Annotated in this window: 16 protein-coding genes; 12 read left to right on the forward strand and 4 right to left on the reverse strand. The window is 40.2% G+C overall.

The window, feature by feature from the left end:
* Positions 1 to 195 precede the first annotated feature (195 nt).
* The 5 genes from CLV99_RS00235 to CLV99_RS00255 all read left to right on the forward strand — a co-directional run bounded on the left by CLV99_RS00235 (position 196) and on the right by CLV99_RS00255 (position 9,209).
* Positions 196 to 765 (forward strand): RNA polymerase sigma-70 factor, encoded by a 570-nt coding sequence (locus CLV99_RS00235; protein ID WP_133582478.1) that lies wholly within the window; start codon positions 196 to 198, stop codon positions 763 to 765.
* A gap of 69 nt (positions 766 to 834) precedes the next feature.
* Positions 835 to 1,779, forward strand: coding sequence for a FecR family protein (locus tag CLV99_RS00240; RefSeq protein WP_133582479.1), 945 nt, complete (start codon positions 835 to 837; stop codon positions 1,777 to 1,779).
* An 8-nt stretch (positions 1,780 to 1,787) separates the two neighbouring features.
* Entirely contained in the window at positions 1,788 to 5,141 is a 3,354-nt protein-coding gene (locus tag CLV99_RS00245) for a SusC/RagA family TonB-linked outer membrane protein (RefSeq protein ID WP_133582480.1), read from the forward strand.
* 15 nt (positions 5,142 to 5,156) lie between these two features.
* Complete coding sequence (locus tag CLV99_RS00250) at positions 5,157 to 6,680, forward strand: SusD/RagB family nutrient-binding outer membrane lipoprotein (RefSeq protein WP_133582481.1); 1,524 nt, start codon at positions 5,157 to 5,159, stop codon at positions 6,678 to 6,680.
* A 63-nt stretch (positions 6,681 to 6,743) separates the two neighbouring features.
* The gene (locus CLV99_RS00255; RefSeq protein WP_133582482.1) at positions 6,744 to 9,209 is read left to right on the forward strand and encodes a phosphocholine-specific phospholipase C; all 2,466 of its coding nucleotides are present in this window, start codon (positions 6,744 to 6,746) and stop codon (positions 9,207 to 9,209) included.
* A gap of 281 nt (positions 9,210 to 9,490) precedes the next feature.
* Here the strand turns inward: CLV99_RS00255 and CLV99_RS00260 are convergent, their stop codons facing one another.
* Both CLV99_RS00260 and CLV99_RS00265 read right to left on the reverse strand, forming a co-directional pair.
* The gene (locus CLV99_RS00260; RefSeq protein WP_133582483.1) at positions 9,491 to 10,585 is read right to left on the reverse strand and encodes a hypothetical protein; all 1,095 of its coding nucleotides are present in this window, start codon (positions 10,583 to 10,585) and stop codon (positions 9,491 to 9,493) included.
* Between the two features lie 3 nt (positions 10,586 to 10,588).
* The gene (locus CLV99_RS00265) at positions 10,589 to 11,389 is read right to left on the reverse strand and encodes a sigma-70 family RNA polymerase sigma factor (RefSeq protein ID WP_133582484.1); all 801 of its coding nucleotides are present in this window, start codon (positions 11,387 to 11,389) and stop codon (positions 10,589 to 10,591) included.
* Between the two features lie 708 nt (positions 11,390 to 12,097).
* Here CLV99_RS00265 and CLV99_RS00270 point away from each other — a divergent pair.
* The 4 genes from CLV99_RS00270 to CLV99_RS23070 all read left to right on the forward strand — a co-directional run bounded on the left by CLV99_RS00270 (position 12,098) and on the right by CLV99_RS23070 (position 14,226).
* A complete protein-coding gene (locus CLV99_RS00270) occupies positions 12,098 to 12,373 on the forward strand; it encodes a GIY-YIG nuclease family protein (protein WP_246032665.1) in 276 nt (91 codons plus the stop codon).
* A gap of 200 nt (positions 12,374 to 12,573) precedes the next feature.
* A complete protein-coding gene (locus CLV99_RS00275) occupies positions 12,574 to 12,774 on the forward strand; it encodes a hypothetical protein (RefSeq protein WP_133582486.1) in 201 nt (66 codons plus the stop codon).
* A 579-nt stretch (positions 12,775 to 13,353) separates the two neighbouring features.
* On the forward strand, positions 13,354 to 13,827 hold the full coding sequence (locus CLV99_RS00280; protein WP_162849964.1) for a helix-turn-helix transcriptional regulator: 474 nt from the start codon (positions 13,354 to 13,356) through the stop codon (positions 13,825 to 13,827).
* 237 nt (positions 13,828 to 14,064) lie between these two features.
* On the forward strand, positions 14,065 to 14,226 hold the full coding sequence (locus CLV99_RS23070) for a hypothetical protein (RefSeq protein ID WP_162849965.1): 162 nt from the start codon (positions 14,065 to 14,067) through the stop codon (positions 14,224 to 14,226).
* 12 nt (positions 14,227 to 14,238) lie between these two features.
* Here the strand turns inward: CLV99_RS23070 and CLV99_RS00285 are convergent, their stop codons facing one another.
* Positions 14,239 to 14,850, reverse strand: coding sequence for a response regulator (locus CLV99_RS00285; RefSeq protein ID WP_133582488.1), 612 nt, complete (start codon positions 14,848 to 14,850; stop codon positions 14,239 to 14,241).
* 1 nt (position 14,851) lies between these two features.
* Entirely contained in the window at positions 14,852 to 16,732 is a 1,881-nt protein-coding gene (locus CLV99_RS00290; protein WP_162849966.1) for a tetratricopeptide repeat-containing sensor histidine kinase, read from the reverse strand.
* A 246-nt stretch (positions 16,733 to 16,978) separates the two neighbouring features.
* Here CLV99_RS00290 and CLV99_RS00295 point away from each other — a divergent pair, with 246 nt between their 5' ends.
* The 3 genes from CLV99_RS00295 to CLV99_RS00305 are packed head-to-tail and all read left to right on the forward strand — an operon-like array spanning position 16,979 to position 19,140.
* The gene (locus CLV99_RS00295; protein ID WP_133582490.1) at positions 16,979 to 17,737 is read left to right on the forward strand and encodes a carboxypeptidase-like regulatory domain-containing protein; all 759 of its coding nucleotides are present in this window, start codon (positions 16,979 to 16,981) and stop codon (positions 17,735 to 17,737) included.
* A gap of 30 nt (positions 17,738 to 17,767) precedes the next feature.
* Positions 17,768 to 18,568 carry a hypothetical protein gene (locus CLV99_RS00300; protein WP_133582491.1) on the forward strand — a complete coding sequence of 267 codons (801 nt, stop codon included), beginning with the start codon at positions 17,768 to 17,770 and terminating at the stop codon, positions 18,566 to 18,568.
* 32 nt (positions 18,569 to 18,600) lie between these two features.
* Positions 18,601 to 19,140 carry a hypothetical protein gene (locus CLV99_RS00305; RefSeq protein ID WP_133582492.1) on the forward strand — a complete coding sequence of 180 codons (540 nt, stop codon included), beginning with the start codon at positions 18,601 to 18,603 and terminating at the stop codon, positions 19,138 to 19,140.
* The last annotated feature ends 126 nt before the right edge of the window (positions 19,141 to 19,266 follow it).

Consider the following 19,266-nt stretch of genomic DNA (forward strand, 5'->3'; position numbering starts at 1 on the left):
ATAGCGTTTTAACTTAAGCTGGGCTGCCTCAAAGAGGGAGAAAGTTATTCGGTAAAAACAGGTTGTCGTATGGCCTTCTCCATATTTACCCTATGTTATTAAAAAATTAAAACCGTTCTAATTCCAAATACATTTGATATAATTGTACTGTTTTAGTTACATGAGGCAAACTCTAATTATGTGTTGGCTGGAATTATGGAAAATATAGCATTTAGATTAAAAAATAAGGATAAAGAGGCTTTTAAAGTTTTCTTTTACGAATATAAGGATGCTGTTTACAAATATGCTTGTCTACATATCAAAGAGCCAGATTTAGCTGAAGATATTGTACAAGAGACATTTACTAGATTCTGGAACAAAGTAACCGATATTGACATCTCCCAAAATATCAAATCCTATCTGTTTACCATCGCACGAAATCTAGTCTTTGACGAATTACGGAAAAGGCTATTGTTTGAAAGCTATTCTTCTTACTATCAAAAGACAAAGGAGGGGTATTCCAATAGTAATGAAGATCAACTTTATTTCAATGAGTTGGAAAAACTTTACCAAGAAGCCATTTCGCTCCTGCCTGAAAAAAGACGTCAAATTTTTCAGCTTAGCAAACTTGAAAATCTGAGTAATGAAGAAATAGCTGAGATGTTGGATATCTCAATCAATACCGTCAGAGACCAATTGGTCAAAAGCAACAAGTTTGTGAAATCTTTTATCCTAGAGAGATCTGATCTGTTAGCATTAGCTGCGATCTTCATAAAAATAATTTAATTTTTTTCCGCCTCAGCATCGTCTTTTTTTTCTTCCTGTCCGTAGTATCTATAAAAGGGCTAATATCCAATGGAACCTGATAGATACAATTACTTATACCGCCGCTATTTAGACAATAACTGTTCGGGGGAGGAGATCCACGAACTCTATGTTACTATACGTGATAATACGTTTACTAAGGAGAACCTATTGTCAGTGGAAGACGCTGTCAAGGAATCTCCGGTTGATCTCCGACTCAATCCAGAGGCTTCAGAAAATATTCTTAAGTCTATTCTTAAAGGAGCCCAAGTAACCAAAAGAAAACTAAATGTTAAACTATATTTTAGGTATGCATCTGCCGCAGCGATATTGTTGATCAGTTCGTTCCTAGTCTACAACTATTTTCAACGTCAGGTCGGATCCGGAAAAACTTTTACAAATACCACAAAAGACATCAAGAAGATCCTTTTAGAGGATGGCTCTTCAGTAATACTTAAATCTGGTAGTAAACTTGTTCAGGTTACAGATTTTAAACAAGATTCCGTTCGCAGGATCCGATTAGAAGGTGAGGCTTTCTTTTCAATAGCCAAGCGATTCGAGCAACCCTTTATGGTTCATTCGGCCGATGGTTTTGAAATCCGGGTACTCGGTACAAGATTCCATCTCAACTTCGGTAAGGAAAACAAGGAAGTCGTGTTGACAGAAGGCAGACTTTCTATTGCTAACAACAAGGATAAAGTTGTTGTTTCCCCCGGATATAAAGCTATGTATTCTGAAATATCGAATACTTTTCAACTCAGCGCGGTAGATACTTTGATGTATACCTCTTGGACCAATCGTCAGCTTTACTTTAAGGATACTCCTCTTAATGAAGTTATTAATCAATTAAATACAATTTATGGAACAAACAACCTACACATGCATCCGAAGTTTAAAGAACTTCAATTCACTGGTTATCTGCCGACCAACAACATAGACCATTGTAAAGAAATCCTAAAAAAGACATTTATCAATCAAAAGTTAACTTTTTTATAAGCAAAAGTATGAAAAGACAATTATTAACCTGGGCGTTAGCCCTGACTTTGACCGTGGGGCCACTCCATCAGGCGCAAGTATTTGGGGCTAGCATTGTGCTCGATCAAGACCGAAGTATAACAGATCTGTTGATACAATTGGAGAATAAATTTGGCGTTCGTTTCAACTACGAGTCTAAGCTCAAAAACCTAAAGATCAAGAATTCATTTGATGTAAAAAATCTAAAGAAAAATGAAATCGAACACTTTGTAAAAACAGTTACACTCAATCAGATACAGATCGATCGGGTAGGTGAAAACTCTTATATTATACGGAAATCATCATCCCAAGGATCTACTGGAGATAAAACAGAAATAAATTCCTATACTGCAATCTTGCAACAGTCGCTTTCAGGTAACGTCACTGATGCAGAAAGTAAAACTCCAATAGTAGGAGCTACAGTCCGCTTGTTAGGTACGTCCCATGCTGTTCAAACCGATAGCCAAGGGCGTTTTCATTTTCCAAATGCAGGTGAAAGCAAACGTGTTGTTATCTCTATGCTAGGATACAGTCCATTGGAAATTTCAATAAACTCTAATCAGACCATCGAACTTGTAAAAAGTGATAATTCACTGGACGAAGTGGTGGTTACGGCTTTGGGGATAAAGCGTGAGCAGAAAGCTTTAGGTTATTCGGTTCAGGAGATTAAAGGAGATCAACTACAAAAGGTTAAGGGAGTTGATGTTGGTACGACTTTAACAGGTCGTATCTCAGGACTTCGGGTATTCAATAGTACGGAATTCAACCGAGCCCCTAGTATCACTTTAAGAGGTAAAAGCCCTATTTTGGTCATAGATGGAGTGCTTTACGAAAACCTCACTTTACGCGATATTGCTGTAGACAATATTGAAAATATTTCAGTATTGAAAGGTTCCACAGCGGCCGCTCTTTACGGAGTTGATGGTTCAGCTGGTGCTATTATGGTTACCACCAAAAAGGGCCTAAAAGAGAAAGGGGTGGAAATTTCTGCAAGTAGTAACAATATGTTCTTCTCGGGATACCTTGCCTTGCCTAATGTGCAATCTGCCTATTCTGCTGGTTATGGTGGTAAATACAACACTGATGATGAGGTCTGGGGAGATAAGCTCGATATAGGGAAGATATATTCTCAATGGAATCCAATAACTAAGCAGATGGAAGATAGTGAATTGACCTCTAAAGGGAAAAACAACTTTAAAAACTTTTTGGAACCAGGCTTTATATCCAACAATTCAGTCAGTTTTACCAACCAAGACGAGAATGGAAGTATCCGTACCTCTATAAATCATATACTTAACAAAGGTCAATATCCCAATACCAAATTGAACATGACTAATATTTCGGTATCGGGAGAGACGAAAATTTCTGATAAAATAAGTTTAGATAGTCGATTTGCTTATAACAGACGTTCCGCACCTAATGATTTTGGCGCAGGCTACAATTCTCAAGGTTATATCTATAATATTCTGGTATGGACAGGCCCAGAGTATGATCTTTCTCAATATAGAGATTATTGGTTAATTAAGGATCAAAAACAGAACTGGCATTATAATGCTTGGTATGATAACCCTTATTTATCGGCTTACGAGAAAATAAGTTCTGAACTAGTGAATAAGCTAAATGCTGCCGTAACATTAAATTACCAAGTTACAGATTGGGGTAAGTTCATGGTACGAAGTGGATATGATTATTATGGCAATACTCAGGAGCAAACCAATCCTATGGGAATATACGGTACTCGAGGAGGATATTCAGGATATGATAATAAAGGAAAATATTGGTCCAGAAAGCAGGACGGTTTCAGTACCACAAATGACTTTATTTTTACAGCCAATAAAACTTTCGGAGATTTCGGAGTTGATGCTTTGGCAGGTGGATCTATTTTTTATCGTCGGGACAATACAATAACAGCGAGTACAGTCAATGGTATATATATTCCAGGTTTCTATTCTCTTCGAAATTCAATAGGCCCCGTTTCTGCAGTGGAAGGGAAAACAAAAGAAATGAGGAATGGTATGTATGGACGATTATCGTTGTCGTGGAAAAATGCTATTTTTTTAGAAGCTACAGGTCGTAACGATTGGGTATCTACCCTCCCTGAAGAAAGTCGGTCTTTCTTTTATCCATCAGTATCGGGTAGCGTGGTAATATCCGATCTTATTTCTAACAAACCGCAATGGCTTAATTTATTAAAAGCGAGGTCTTCTTGGGCTGTGACAAAATATCCACCAAACCCCTATGATATAAATCAGGTTTTTTCGGTGTCTTCTAATGTCTGGGATGGTCTTTCCACTGGTTCGTACCCTAATTCTATTAAGGATTATTCGATTAAGCCTTCGCAAGAAGATTTGACAGAATTTGGTTTAGAATGGGCTATACTAAACCAACGACTGACTGGTAACTACACTTATTATTACCGTTGGGAACATAATCAACGACGTGAAACTACAATTTCTGGATCGACGGGTTTTACTGCTCGCCTAATCAATACAGCAGAAGAGTATATGACACGCGGACACGAGATTTCATTGGGAGGTATTCCTGTTAAGAAGGAAAAGTTCCAATGGGAGGTAAGTGGTAATTTATCACAGAATTTAAGATATTACCATAAATTGGATCCAGACTATTCCGCCGACGCTTTGTATGTTAAGGTTGGAGAAAGAGCGGATCATTATGTCACTAGAGATTGGGAGCGAACTCCGGATGGGCAGATCATACATAACGCTTCTGGTATGCCGATCAGTGCTACGCATGAATCCCGTCTGTTCGGTTACACTGCTCCGAAATGGTTCTGGGGGCTTACCAATCAATTTCAATATAAAGATTTTGCACTGTCCCTTAGTTTCGATGGTCGTGTAAAGGGGCTGTCTTATTCCAGTATGAATGCTCGATTATGGCAGACAGGAGCACATCCAGACTCTGACGTACCGGAGCGGTACGAAGAGGTAGTTAATGGCAATAAGACTTTTATAGGAGAGGGGGTCAAGATCGTATCTGGATCGGTAGCTTATGATAAATATGGTCAGATTACTAATGATGATCGTGTTTTCGCACCTAACGACAAAGTAGTTTCTTATGAAAACTATTGGAAGAGAGCTTACTCTGGTACACAAAATATTTGGGATGAGACATTCGTCAAGTTAAGGGAGGTCTCCGTCAACTACTTTGTCCCGGCTACAATCGCAAATAAGTTTAAGGCAAAGAAGGCAAGTATTGGTGTTACGGGGCAAAATTTATTTTTATGGACGAAAGAGTATCGTTTCTCCGACCCAGATACAGGATCTGAGGATCTAAACTCTCCATCCATGCGTTATGTTGGATTTAATGTCAATTTGACTTTCTAAAAAACAATTAAACAGATGAAAAAAATATTCAATTATATACTGATCGGATTAGTGGGGTTAGGTACTTCTTGTTCGAAATTCGACGAGATAAACAGTAACCCAGAAGCAACAGAAAAAGTAACTTCTGCTATGCTTGCTACACGCATCATTCTTAATTTAGCAAATCAATCCACGCAGAAAGGATTTATGATGCCTTATCTATTGAACAAAAATATTGTATGGACAGAGTTTGTTGAGAGCTATCAATACAATGGATTCGGTGCTGGAGGATTAAGTTTCGCTTCAATTAACGATGCGCATTTTATGGTTCAGTTTGCGGGGACAGAAAAACTAGCCAAATCTTATGAAGGACTGATGTACTTTGCAAGAGCTTCTAAATTTTTCGAAGCGACTATGGATCTTGGAGATATTCCTTATAAGGATGCTTTAAAGGGCGAAACGGATAAAAATTATTTTCCTAAGTATGATAATCAAAAGGATGTTTTTTTAGGCATACTCAATGAACTTGAACTTGCGGACAAGGCTTTTGAAGCAGGAGAAACATTTACTGGAGATCCTTTGTATAATGGTTCAGTATCGAAATGGCGCAAATTGGTAAACAGTTATACGCTTAACGTATTAATTCAGCTGAGCAAAAAAGAGTCCGATCCAGATCTTAATATTAAATCCCGGTTTCAACAAATTCTAAGCAATAAGCCAATTTTTGTGTCGAATGCAGATAATTATCAATTGATCCGTTCGGATAAAAGTGGTCAGACCTATCCTTTCTATAAAGTGGGGAATAACTTTACAATCTATCCTATCGTATCGAGTGAGATCATTGATCGTTTAAAAACACGAGGCGACCGTCGATTATTTTATTATGCCAATCCATCGGCCAAGCGAATAAAAGATGGTAAGTTAGCCTCAGATTTCGATTCGTATGTTGGAATAGATCCTTCATTAGAATATGATAAGGTAACTGCAATTAAAAATTCTACAGATTATTCGAAGCTCAACGACCGATATACTGAGATTGCTACTGGAGAACCCACTCAACAACTTTCATATTCACAATTGTGTTTTGTTATTGCTGAAGCGGCTGCTAGAGGCTGGGTGACGGACCAGAGTGTAGATTGGTATAAAAAAGGAGTAGCCGCGTCTATGCAATTTATTGCCGACAATACGCCCAATACAGTGCAATTTCATCACGATATGCCTCTTACTACAAGTTATATCGATACACATGTAGTTGGGTTAGGAACCACATTTCCTGTCGGCAAGGAGGCACAGATCGAAGAAATCATTACACAAAAATATCTAGCCAGTTATTTACAATCTGAATTTGCTACGTATTACGATTATCGCCGTACGGGATATCCTGCATGGAAGATCAATCCGGCATCTAGTTTAAACTCTGAGGCTCCGTCCAAAATTCCTGTGCGTTGGAAGTATCCGAGTTCGGAGTTTAACTATAATACCGAAAATGTAGACGAGGCGGTCAAGCGTCAATTTGGAGGGGTTGACGATATCAATCAACTGATGTGGATTTTGAAATAAAATGTATTAAAACTATATTAGAAGGTGCTCGCCATGGGCACCTTCATACTTTAAACAATCTAAATGGAAAGCAGAAGAGATTTTATAAAAAAGGCAGGAATGCTAGCGGGTTCTTTTGGATTATTCAATAGTCTTCCATCGTCTATTCAAGCAGCATTGCGTATCGATCCGGCACAGGGTAGTACGTATTTGGATGCGGAGCATATCGTTATGGTCATGCAGGAAAATCGTTCTTTCGACCATAGTTTTGGCAGTCTCCGCGGTGTCCGGGGCTTCAATGATCCTAGAGCTTTGACTTTGGCCAATGGAAATCCAGTATGGTTACAGTCTAATAATAATGGAGAAACTTATGCACCGTTTCGCCTTGATATCAAAAACTCCAATGCAGCTTGGACACAGGACCTGCCTCATTCCTGGGAAAATCAGATAGGGGCATGGAACAATGGCCGGTTTGACAATTGGTTGGAGTCCAAACGTTCGGGCAATAAGCAATATCGGGACCTTCCATTGACATTGGGATACTATACCCGTGAAGATATCCCATTCTATTACGCTTTTGCAGATGCATTTACGATATGCGATCAACACTTCTGTTCTTCTATTACAGGTACTACGACCAACAGACATTTTTTTTGGACAGGTAAATGTGTGCCTGAAAAGGGCGCAAAGCCGCTTGTTAGAAATTCTGATGTATACTTCAATAAGGAGGCGCATTGGCGTACATTCCCTGAGTTACTGGAGAAAAACAACATCAGTTGGAAGGTATATCAAAATGAAGTGAGCGTGCAGAATGATTTGAGTGGTGCAGACGAAAGCTGGCTAGGCAATTTTACAGACAATAATCTCGAATGGTTTAGCCAATATCGGGTTCGCTTCAAAAAGAGCCATCTTGACTTTTACCACCGACGTATACAAGAACTGCCATCCGAAATCCAAGCGATGAAAGATGAATTGGGTAATCGCAATGATCAAAAGTTAAAGCAGAAAATTGAACAGAAGGAACAGCAGCTAGAAAGTTTTAAAAAGGAGTCTGAAAATTATAGCGCTGACAAATTTGATCGGTTGGATACGTTTACAAAGTCCCTGCACCAACGAGCCTTTCAGACCAATGAGGGAGACCCTGATTATCACCGTACGCAGACTGTAGAGGTGGATGGGCAAGAGATTATTGCACCCAAAGGTGATGTCCTCTATCAGTTTAGAAAAGATGTACGTCAAGGGCAGCTGCCTACCGTATCCTGGTTGGTAGCACCACAGTGCTTTTCGGATCATCCTAGCGCTCCCATGTATGGAGCTTGGTATGTGTCCGAACTACTACAGATCCTGACCGAGAATCCGGAGGTCTGGAAGAAGACCATCTTTATCCTTAACTATGATGAGAATGACGGTTACTTTGACCATGTACCGCCATTTGTGGCGCCCAAACCGGGCGATTCGAGTACCGGTGCGACCAGTGCCGATCTAGATTATAGTACAGAGTATGTCAGCAGAGAGCAAGAGCTGGCTTACGGCATAGACCCGAGCTATGCTACCGAAGGGCCTGTGGGACTAGGATACCGGGTGCCTCTCATCATCGCTTCGCCTTGGTCACGTGGCGGTTGGGTCAATTCTGAGGTCTTTGATATCACATCGACCATCCAATTTGTAGAGCACTTTGTCCAACAAAAATTTAAGGTAAATCTTGTCGAGGACAATATCAGTTCTTGGCGACGGGCGATCACCGGAGATCTAACATCCGCATTCAGACCTTTTCAAAAAGGGAAATTCACATTACCAGAGTTTTTGGATCGAAATAAGCAGATACTGGCGATTAATAATGCCCGGGAAAAGCCTCTCCCAAACAATTTTCGCAAATTCGGGGAGCAAGACTGTACGCTCATAAAGCAAGGGAAATCCCGACATTTACTTCCTGCCCAGGAGCAGGGGACGAAGCCGTCGAATGCGCTTAACTACGAACTATATGTTCAAGAGAATATCGAAAACGGACAGTTGGTGCTACGTATGGAAGCTTCTGCATCTTTGTTTAAGAAAAAGTCCTTAGGGGCAGCCTTCAATGTCTATGCACATGGCTACAAAAAGGATAAAGCCAATTGGGCCTTTGCTACATCCGCAGGACAGTCTGTTTCTTACGCTTGGTCTTTGGATGATTTTGAACAGCAGGCGTATCACTTAGTGCTACATGGACCAAACGGATATTATAGATCCTATCAAGGAGACCGCAAATCCGCTGGTGTCCTAGTCGAACAATCCTATAGAGCTGCCGATGAAGAAATTGTCTTGGCTATTCATAACAGAAATGAGCAGCCAATCACAGTACAGGTTACGGATCATTACAAAAATGCCGATTCTGCTCCTATACTGATTGCTCCATCCAAGAAGAAGGAGATAAAGATCAAGACAAAAGATACATACCGTTGGTACGATCTTGAAATCAAGAGCCTTGATCCGGGATTTCAGTTTAGCCGAAGATATGCGGGTAGAATAGAAAATGGTAAAGATAGTGTCACAGATCCTTTAATGGGAGCATGAAAGTCTTTATAATTTTAAATATATTCAGTTTAGAAAAAGGGATTGTTTTACGAAGATAATCCCTTTTCTTTCATATTGGGCTGTATCATAATTGAAACTCTCACGTCATTTCGAGCGAAACGTAGTGCAGTCGAGAAATCTAAAAACTTAAATTTAAAATCTTTAGATTTTCGTTCCGAGAGCCCTTCGGGGTTCTCCATTTCGCTGCGCTACAGTCGAAATGACGGTAAATTCTACTTTTGATATAGCCCCATGTGCTTCTTTATAATCAAGGATTTTATTTATTCAATAATAACTTGGATTCCAGCCAAATTTGCTTTATACTTTATTTTCTCGATAAGTCCATAGTATGACCAGTTACGCAATAAGAATTCGTCTTCTTTGGCGACTTCTTCTTTTAGGCTTTGGTTGACGAGTAGTAATGTGCCAGCTTGGGCTTTGATACAGACATCAATCAGTCTTCTACTGTAGAGGTGTAGTTTGTTGTCAACGTAGTTTTTCTCTTTTTGATTATAATGCTCGAGACTTTTTAGCTTTTTCTTGCGACCATGCCCACCTCTTGAGAATGCCGCCGCTCGTTGGATACGGTGACGAGCCGATTGTATAGCGATACGACGGTACAGAAATTCTTCTTTATTACCGATTTGAAAGTTATCTTTCTCTATCTGTACGGTTATGGGATGCTCAACAGCTAATGATGCCTCGGCAATGACATGATCTTTGAGTTCCTGTTGTTTCTTGGGCATCTCTAATGCCAGTAGCAGGAAGATTTTGCCTTTTACTATTTTTAATGCACTGGCGCATATTTTTATTTGTCCTACTAGTGCTCTTTGGAGGAGCACCCTTTTGTCTGAGCGATCTTTGCCGAGGTAAGTTCGGAAGGGGATTTTGAATAACGTGAATTTGAAATCACGATTGTTTTCATCCTTACTGAGTTTGATCTGAGTTCCTGAGAAAGGAATAGGCATATCCTTCTTATAGTTGCGTAGGGACTTGGTGCCTTTCCAATAGTCTAACCTTTCGGTGTTGAAGGTTTTTATCAATGTCATGTTGATGCAGGATAGGATGTCGGAATGGATTTTTCCTTTAAAATAACGGGATAATATTTTATAGGTTGTATTCATCCGCGACGTATTTAGAATGCCTTCCTCATCCTTGTTGCGGTCGGCTAATTTGACTTTAACATCATCCTGTAGATAGATAAGGTCTTTCATCTGCTCTTGGATATATTGATGCGACATAACCATATTGGCTCCCCGAAATACAACATCTTGCCATTCGAATAGGGTTTTATAATATTCAGATCGTTTTTCCTTATCGTCAGAGTCGATATGAAGCTGTATTTTTCTAGTGAGTACGATAGTATCTTTTTCCATGATTTATGCTGTCTTTTTAGTGGGTTTAACTTTAGTTCGTGCTTCGATAAATATTTTTTTGACGGCGGAAGAACTTAGTTGAAGTGACTCGGAAATTTCATCAAATGACATCTGGAGCTCATAGCGCATACGCAACACTTCGGCTTGTTCTTCCGAAAATTCTCCTTCCAGTTTCAATGCGATAGGAATGTTTAGCATATTGAGCTTGTCTTGGCTTTGAAATATCTGACGTAGGGTTTCAATTGTTTTTTCGACTTGTATGCTGACTTCATAATCAGATATGCCTCCTAAATAGTAAGCGATTCGCTCATAGTTGAAGCTGTATTGTAAGCATAGCTTGATAAAGTTCTGTTGCTGTTCAGATAGATAGGGAAGGAGGTTGTTCAGTTTCTGAAGTTTTGCTTTTTTATCCTCCTCAAGTTGCTCTAGGTATACTGCATTTATTTCGTCCTCGGCTTCCATGTCATAGCCAAGCATAAATTCTTGATAGTCTTCAATACCATCTAACCGAAGTAAACTCCGTTGAAATCTATTTCTGGATTTAGTAAAGTAGACACCTATAGCAGCTCGGATTTGCTTTTTTAGAAAGTTGAATAGTGATTCGCTGTCTTCAATCTGTTCGCGGAAGAGCCACAACCGAAAGAAAGCTTCCTGTACGATACTTTCTGCTGTACAGCGATCATCGGTAGCACGTTCAGCCCGATAGCAGAAGGTGTCGAAGTACTTTTTGTAGAAGTAGTCTAGGCCTTTCTCTTTTCCTTCTTTTAGGAAAGAGAGGTGTAGCTGTGTGTTGTTTAGTTTCATGATTTGGTTTTTTGCTTGTTGTCAAATAACTGCGGATAACCTCAGCGTTTTGCTAGTTTTATCTTTTGTTGCCAAGGCTATCGCAGTTGTGTTTTATTTGCTAGACGTATTGGTATGGGAGATAAAAGTTTCTGACGTCTGTTGTAAGTACTTTATTAATCTGTAATTTCTTATTTCGTTACGTCATATCGACCTTGTGGAGATATCTAAGAACGTTCGAGGGTTGACTTTTGTTCAAGCTTAGTCTTAGGCTGTGTGCTGTGAATACCCTATAAATTGCATTTGCCTACTTCCCTTTGTCATACCGAGCGCAGTCGAGTGCCTGTTCCGAGTATCGGAATATCTATGGACTGTCTAGGGTTAAATGTTATTTCGCTAGATCTCTCTATTCCGCTGCGCTGCAATCGAGATGACGGGGACAGGACAAATAAATTGTCATTAAGATAATTAAAGCAAAAGGGTTACAGTAGAAGCCGTTTTTAATACCCTACAAATTGTGACCATCTACAGGTTTTCTAATTAACCAAAAGAGCTTGCAAGGTTGTTTACACCACAAATGAAAAAATCGCCCTACGCTGTTAGAAATTAAATTATAAGGGTACTTAGTGAGTGGCGACATGCCCTCACCCTACGGCTGAACAAGCAGCCTCATGTATGTTGGTTAATTTTTAGTATTTTAATCCAATGGAAAGAGGAGGTGTTATCTATATGCTAACTAATATAAACCGAACTGTACTCTATATTGGAGTGACTTCTGATTTATACTCAAGGTTGGTTGAGCATCGTGAGAAGCATTATCTCAATTCGTTTACAAGTAAGTATAATTCCTGTCTCTGTGTTTATTATGAATCCTTTCCTGCTATTGAAGAAGCCATCGACAGAGAAAAACAGCTCAAGAAATGGAGTCGCGCAAAGAAAGAGATGCTTATAAACAAGCTTAATCCACAATGGAACGACCTCTGGGAGGTTGTTAAAGAGTGGTAATTAAGGTGTCTGTTTATTAAATGCTTAGTTTTTGGAAACGAGACTCGGTTGTGTATACCCCACAAATTGTAATTGCTTATTTCATTACGTCATATCGACCTTGTGGAGATGTCTATTAACTGTATAGGGTTAACTATTATGTCTTAGACCCATTCGACTCCGTTTCACTCCGCTCAGGGTGACGATATAGTATACAAACTGTGATCATCTACAGGAAACAGAGCTATTATTTTATTGTACAACGAGTTGTCAATACCCTACAAATAGCATTTGCTTACTTCATTCGTCATACCGACCTTGTTGAGGTATCTATAGACTTTTTAGGGTTAACTATGTCGTTGGATCTCTCCGCTACGGTCCCCTATGATTCGGGACGTAGCGAGATGACGGCAAGAAGATAAAATGTGATCATCTACAGGATTAGCGGGCAATACAACATAAAACTTAACGTTGTGAATACCCTACAAACTGAGATTATCTACAGGAAGGAATCTATATCACCTTGATTCATTTCCTTGGTTGTGAATACCCTCCAAGCCGTGATCGTCTATAGGGTACCCCTGTCCGCAATCATTAATAATTAAGGGTACTTAGTGAGTGGCAGTATACCCTCACTCTACGGCTGAACAAGCAGCCTCAAATATTTTTTACCCATACCAATATATCAAAGAGCAATACTGTTCCTGTTTCATGCTTAAAAAGCATAAATGACCTGAACTAAAAATAATGGAGGATTTTTAAGCAATAATTGGTTTTTGTATAAAATTGGGCGCTAATACAGTTGCTTTATTATTACCTCTTTCTATAATTTTCCTGTTTTATTAAACAGGAGATTTAACGATGTTCTTATACAATGTGTTTTTCATGTTTATATAAGCTTTGGTTATCTCTAAACAAATGTAGGGTTTTTATTTTTAAAAACAAATTTTACAAAAACTATATTTTATTTTGTTTGCGCAAATATTAGTTCTATTTGTTTTGTGATAGCAGTAAACAAAGATATATTAAAGGTATTAGGTGAAAAGATACGTATTCGTCGTGAAGAACTTTCCTATTCTCAAAACGATGTTGCTGATTTAACCGGGCTTACAACTATTACCGTACTCGCCTTAGAAAAAGGTCGTGGTACTACCCTTAATAACTTCTTGCTCATTTGTCGCGCTTTACAAATCCAGCCGCGGGATCTTTTTGAGAGCGACATCGAACTCACCCCACTTTTTGCTTTGCCTCCCGAATCTCAAAAACGCGTAGAGAAGAATCAGAAGCTAGATCATCTGGTATACGACTCCGATTTTTTTGAAACCCCGAGACGTGTCTCTGATGTGATAAAAGAACTGAATGCAGATAAGGCCGATAGTAACAAATACTCTGTCTACCTGACAGGTTACTGCAAAGAAGGAGGGTTGGACTATATCAAAGAAGGGAATTATAAAAAGTATTTGAAGAAGAAGTAACCGCTACTCTAAAAAGTGAGTCACTCCAGATAGAACACTTTTGATATAATAAAATCCTTTTAAATCTACCTACTCATATGGCCTATGAAATATGGATTGTATAAACCTAAATGATTGATTTTTAAAAGATATTCTGTTGTTTTTGCATCTACCCGTACAAATATGTATTTTTGAAATAATATAAAATATTAAAGTGCTACTTTAAAATAATATGAAATATTAAGGTGTATTAATGCTATGTTTAAGAGAAAACAAGTGTTTCAAGATGCTGGTGCTGAAAGTTTGTTCCTATGGGGTGCCCGACAGACGGGTAAAACAAGTCTGTTAAAGGAGCGGTACCCCAATGCATTGTGGTTTGATTCCTCCGAGGATTATATATGGGATAATAGACTACTATAATCACCAGTATAGTTAAATCAATTTTTGCTCAATAGCTATTCTTATCAGTACTGCTGTATTTTTAGCATCCAGTTTCAATAATAGATTTTTTCGATAACTTTTGATCGTTTCGGGGCTTAAGAAAATACGCTCTGCAATTTCTCCGTTAGTCAATCCTTCGGCTACGAGCCGGAGCATTTCTCGTTCACGGTCGCTGAGCCAGATGTGGTTTTCTTTAGGTCTATTCATCATCATGTCGATTTCGTGACAGAGAAATGTCTCTCCATTCGCTACAGCTTGTATGCCTGCCAGCACCTCTTCGGTCATCGCATTTTTGATTAAATAACCGGATGCTCCGTTATCGAGCATCTGTCGTACGATACTGTACTCGTTGTGTGTGGTCAGTGCGAGAATCTTGATATCAGGATTCAGCGTTTTTATTTCCTTGCATAGATCTACGCCACTCCTATCCGGTAGGCCCACGTCCATTAATAGGACATCGGGTTTCCAAAAATTGACGGAATCCCTGCATTGCGCAGCACTATGGGCGATGCCCACAACTTGCGCTATACCCGAGTCATCAATCAATCCCTGCAATCCTTCGGTAAGGATTTTGTGGTCATCTACAATGGCTACCTTAATCATATTATGAAAGTTTTGTGAGATCCAGTTCGATATGGATTTCTGTACCTTGAGCCGAAGAAAGAATTTCCATCTTTCCCTGAAATGCCTCTACACGACTTCGAATATTTTGAAGCCCCATTCCTTCGGTTGTACTATCCGGTTTGAAGCCTTTTCCGTTGTCCTGTACGGTAAAGGATACACGGTCGGCCTCCTGAACCAGCTGTACATTGATCTGGGTTGCTTCGGCATGTTTTAATACATTGTTGACCAACTCATGGATACAACGATAAATCATAATTTCCATTTTTTCCGGCAGACGCGCCTCATTTCCGAAGTAATGGAACCTAGCTAAGGGAATAGCTGCACAAAAGTCGGATAGCGATACCTTAAGCCCAAAGCGCAATAGGCTCTCGGGCATCATATGGTGTGCCACACGACGCAGCTCCTGTATAGAATCGTCGAGCATGCCCATTGCTTTTTGGAATCTCGATACATCCACTGATTCGAGTAGGGCATTTCCTTGTACTTGAGGCAGATTGAGCTTTACGGCCGATAGCATACTGCCCAGACCGTCATGCAGATCACGGGCTAGACGTGTGCGCTCTGCTGTTTCGCCATCTAGGGTCGCTTGTACGGCTACCAATTGTTTTTCCTGCTCGAGCCGTTGCGTTTCTTTCTCCGCAAGCTTTCTCCTGCTTACAGCGAGTCGGTAGCGTATATACGCAAATGCGAGCGCTATCAGCAAAAGGAGTGCTCCCGCGATTCCTAGCCAGATATATAATTGATGTTGTTTTTCCAATGCTTCTATTTTCAGCTCTTTCTTTTGGGTCTCGTATCTAACCTGGAGTTCGGATAGTGATTTTTGATAAGATTCGGTCGTATGTCGATCGGCAAATTCCCTATACCTATCCATATACTTGTAACTGAGATCGGGATGGCCTAGATAGGCATTGGCCAGCACTAGGTTTGAATATATATTCCTAATGATATTGATGTCGGTAGAATCCGTTGCCAATACTTCAATAGCCACCTCGGCAGACCGGGCGTAATGCCCCTGATAGAAGAGCGTATTGGACATAATCGTTAGCGCTTCAGCAGTATTGCGTGCAAAGCCCAGATCTTTGGCTCTGTCTACTGCCTGCCTTGCAAGGGGGACAGCGACATTGTATTCGTGATGATGATAATACACTTTTGCTAGTGTCTGGAGCGCTTTGTTCTCGAAAAGCCTATTGCCTGTTTGCCCAAAAAGCTTCATGGCTTTCTGGGCGTATTGTACGGATGTGTCCTTTGGGTCTCCCAATTCCAGACCAACATCACTTAGCGCGATATAAACACTCCCTAGCCCTTCATTGTCTTTGGTTTTGATAGCTAGTTGTTCTGCTTTTTTTAAGTAGGGCAGCGCCTGTCGATGATTGGCCATGATTTGGTAAATACCAGCTATATTGGAATAGATAAGGGTGAGTCCATTAATGTCCTGATGTGCTTCAAGAGTTTTTGCGGCATTTAGGTAGTTTTCAATTGCTTCATTGTACATACTCTGGACTCGATAGATATTAGCATAAGTATTATATATAGCCGCCAACATTCGGTAATCATTCAGATTTTCGGCAATCGGTTTAGCTTTTTCGAGATAGATCATCGCGGTATCATTGACCCCGTCCATATAGTAGGATACCCCGATATTTTTAAGGAAGGTGCCTGTCATCTTTTTGTTCCCAGTCTTTTGGGCCAGTTCTAGGCCCAGTTTTCCGTAATGAATAGATCGTCCGGCATCAACACTGTTATAAAACCAGTTGAGGTCATCCAATATCTTGATTTGATCTCCAACCGTCAGCTTACCTGTTTGCAATACCTGTTCGAGTGAGTCAAGATTCTGGCAAAAAACCCCCGACGAAAATGACATAGCTAACAGACATAACCATAGGTGCCGTATTCGTTGTATTTTTTTAAATATAATTTTCATCATCATAATAGATTGCTTATCAGGTTTATCTAAGACAAAGATAGTCATAACCCCTGCTGAATAAAACCCCCCTTTGGGGGGTATCATAGATGACGGATAGCGGGTAATTTTGACCTATGCAAACGTTGGCCTGCAATACAGGCTAACTTATATAGGGCAAAAATTATAAACGAATACTATAAACTTATGGAAACAACAATTAAAAAAAAGGCAATAGGACTATGCTTGCTCATGATGATGCTACTAGCTTGTACAAAGTCTGCCGAGGATACAGACGAATTAGGTGAAGAAAAAGGCTATGCCACAGGCAAAGTGTTGGATGGAACAGGTAATCCTATTCCAGGAGCAAGAATAGTGCTGGACAACACGATACTATATGCCTCCTACATACACGGAACGACTGATAAGAACGGTATCTACAAAATTAAAGCACAACTGGGGGCGTGGCGGACATTTGCCTATGCGGATAAGACGTACAACGGACAGAAATATACTATGGAGCTTTTTCCGGACAAGACTGATGCTTATAACGAAGAAGGTGCTGTCCGCAATTTTACCTGGAAACTGGAAGGCCGAATGCCTTGGGAAGCAGAAAACTACTACGGAGGATTCGTGATGTTGAGGTCGGGTGATGGTTTTTACGAAGATGAGAAAGACATCGAGCTGGTATTTACACCTGTCGGACCGCTCATCGACGGTTCTGCGGGACGTACATTGTCGATCCGTTATGGTGAGGACAAATGGCAGAACCGCTATGAATTACAGGACATCCCCATTGGACGGTATAAGGTGAAGGCAATATTGAAAAAGAACGGCACAGACCAACCATTGAAGGTCGAAGACTGGGATAAACAGGATGGTCTGAAGCCCGAGATCCAGCTGGATTTCCTGCCCGACCCACCGAACAGAGGTCATAATTCGGCATCTATAGCAATTGGGTATTAAAAAAATAATATAAACTTAAATAGATAGAAAATGAAAACAATGATCAATAAAACAATATGGCTGCTTTTCATTGCAGTAGCCCTGGTTTCCTGTTCAAAAGACGATGACTGCGATCCGGAAGATGAGAACAGTCCGTGCTACGCAGGTGTCGGTTCTGGCGACAGGTTGCTCCTTACCGAAGAAAAGACAAATGGTAAAACTGAAATGAGATTTGAATACAATGCTAAGAATCAGGTAGTGGTGCGGCATATATATGGCATCGATGGGACCGTGGTCACAGAAAATTTTACCTACAATGGAAATAAAATGATCAAAATAGAACGGAAATCCGGCGGACAATCTACTATGACTGAGGAATATACCTATGGGTCCGGAGATAAACCCACCTCTGGAGTGTTGAAAAATGGCAAGAATGAAACCATTGCAACCATGACGTATAACTATTCCGGGAGGAATGTAACCGAAACTTCATTCGATACAGAGGGAAACCAGGTCAACATCTCTACCTATACATCTGATGAAAAAGGCAACCCTATTAAATGGGAAACTGTTGGTGCATATAATTCGTTTACCATGACTCATATACTAGGCGATTATGATGACAAACCGTACCGCTATACAAGTTATCCATGGGCATGGAAATTAAGCTCCGTAAATAATGCCCGTTCATATTCCCTGACTACATCTGGAGTGGGTGGAGGCACCACAACAAATGACAACTGGGTATTCAGTTATAATACCGCGGGCTACCCTGTCAAGGCTGAAGTCTATGACAAGAATACCAAGGTATTGAAAGAGACACGTGTATTTACCTACAAGAAAGCGAGCTAAAATTTATTCAGCATTACTTAATATACAAAAAAATGAAAAAACTATTCTTTATCCTTTTCGCGGCTTTTATGACAATAACCGTTCATGGACAACAATTTCAAAAAGGAACTACTGCAATCAATGCCGGTATCGGACTGGGTACGGCTTTGGGTGGTCTCGGCAAGGCCCGTCCTGCTATTGCAATAGCTGTCGACCATGGGATGTGGGCTGTCGGAGGCTCGGGCGTCGTCAGCCTAGGAGGCTATGTCGGCAATACGGGGTATAAATACAATGACCTGGGCTATACGGCTAAATGGAATTATACCATTGTGGGACTGAGAGGTGCCTATCACTACAATGGCCTGAGCGAAGTCCCATCGTTGGATGTGTACGGAGGTGCGATGCTTGGTTATAATATTGCCAAATATTCGTCAGATAGCGGAGATGACTCATTTGCCAATACCTATGGAAGCGGACTGGGTTTTTCGGGCTTTATTGGCGGAAGATGGTTTTTTACAGAAAGCATAGGAGCCTATGCTGAGCTAGGATACGGTGTTTCGATATTGAATGCAGGGGTTACCTTTAAATTTTAATCAGAATCCTACAGAACACTCCCTATTAATATGCACTATTGTACTAACATGGGCGCAAGAAGGAAAACCTCTTTTTAGGAGGTTTTTCCTTATAAGCGACTTTGAGTTCGATTCTTTATGGATTAT

Origin of the sequence: Sphingobacterium yanglingense (assembly GCF_004363245.1) — a bacterium.
In the GTDB taxonomy this organism is placed as follows: domain Bacteria; phylum Bacteroidota; class Bacteroidia; order Sphingobacteriales; family Sphingobacteriaceae; genus Sphingobacterium; species Sphingobacterium yanglingense.

Excerpts from the sequence above, each read along its gene's own strand:
- CLV99_RS00240 (WP_133582479.1), top strand. The coding sequence starts at position 835 with ATGGAACCTGATAGATACAATTACTTATACCGCCGCTATTTAGACAAT.
- CLV99_RS00235 (WP_133582478.1), top strand. The coding sequence starts at position 196 with ATGGAAAATATAGCATTTAGATTAAAAAATAAGGATAAAGAGGCTTTT.
- CLV99_RS00255 (WP_133582482.1), top strand. The coding sequence starts at position 6,744 with ATGGAAAGCAGAAGAGATTTTATAAAAAAGGCAGGAATGCTAGCGGGT.
- CLV99_RS00295 (WP_133582490.1), top strand. The coding sequence starts at position 16,979 with ATGGAAACAACAATTAAAAAAAAGGCAATAGGACTATGCTTGCTCATG.
- CLV99_RS00250 (WP_133582481.1), top strand. The coding sequence starts at position 5,157 with ATGAAAAAAATATTCAATTATATACTGATCGGATTAGTGGGGTTAGGT.
- CLV99_RS00285 (WP_133582488.1), bottom strand. The coding sequence starts at position 14,850 with ATGATTAAGGTAGCCATTGTAGATGACCACAAAATCCTTACCGAAGGA.
- CLV99_RS00265 (WP_133582484.1), bottom strand. The coding sequence starts at position 11,389 with ATGAAACTAAACAACACACAGCTACACCTCTCTTTCCTAAAAGAAGGA.
- CLV99_RS00300 (WP_133582491.1), top strand. The coding sequence starts at position 17,768 with ATGAAAACAATGATCAATAAAACAATATGGCTGCTTTTCATTGCAGTA.
- CLV99_RS00305 (WP_133582492.1), top strand. The coding sequence starts at position 18,601 with ATGAAAAAACTATTCTTTATCCTTTTCGCGGCTTTTATGACAATAACC.
- CLV99_RS00260 (WP_133582483.1), bottom strand. The coding sequence starts at position 10,585 with ATGGAAAAAGATACTATCGTACTCACTAGAAAAATACAGCTTCATATC.
- CLV99_RS23070 (WP_162849965.1), top strand. The coding sequence starts at position 14,065 with ATGTTTAAGAGAAAACAAGTGTTTCAAGATGCTGGTGCTGAAAGTTTG.
- CLV99_RS00290 (WP_162849966.1), bottom strand. The coding sequence starts at position 16,732 with ATGTCATTTTCGTCGGGGGTTTTTTGCCAGAATCTTGACTCACTCGAA.
- CLV99_RS00270 (WP_246032665.1), top strand. The coding sequence starts at position 12,098 with ATGCTAACTAATATAAACCGAACTGTACTCTATATTGGAGTGACTTCT.
- CLV99_RS00245 (WP_133582480.1), top strand. The coding sequence starts at position 1,788 with ATGAAAAGACAATTATTAACCTGGGCGTTAGCCCTGACTTTGACCGTG.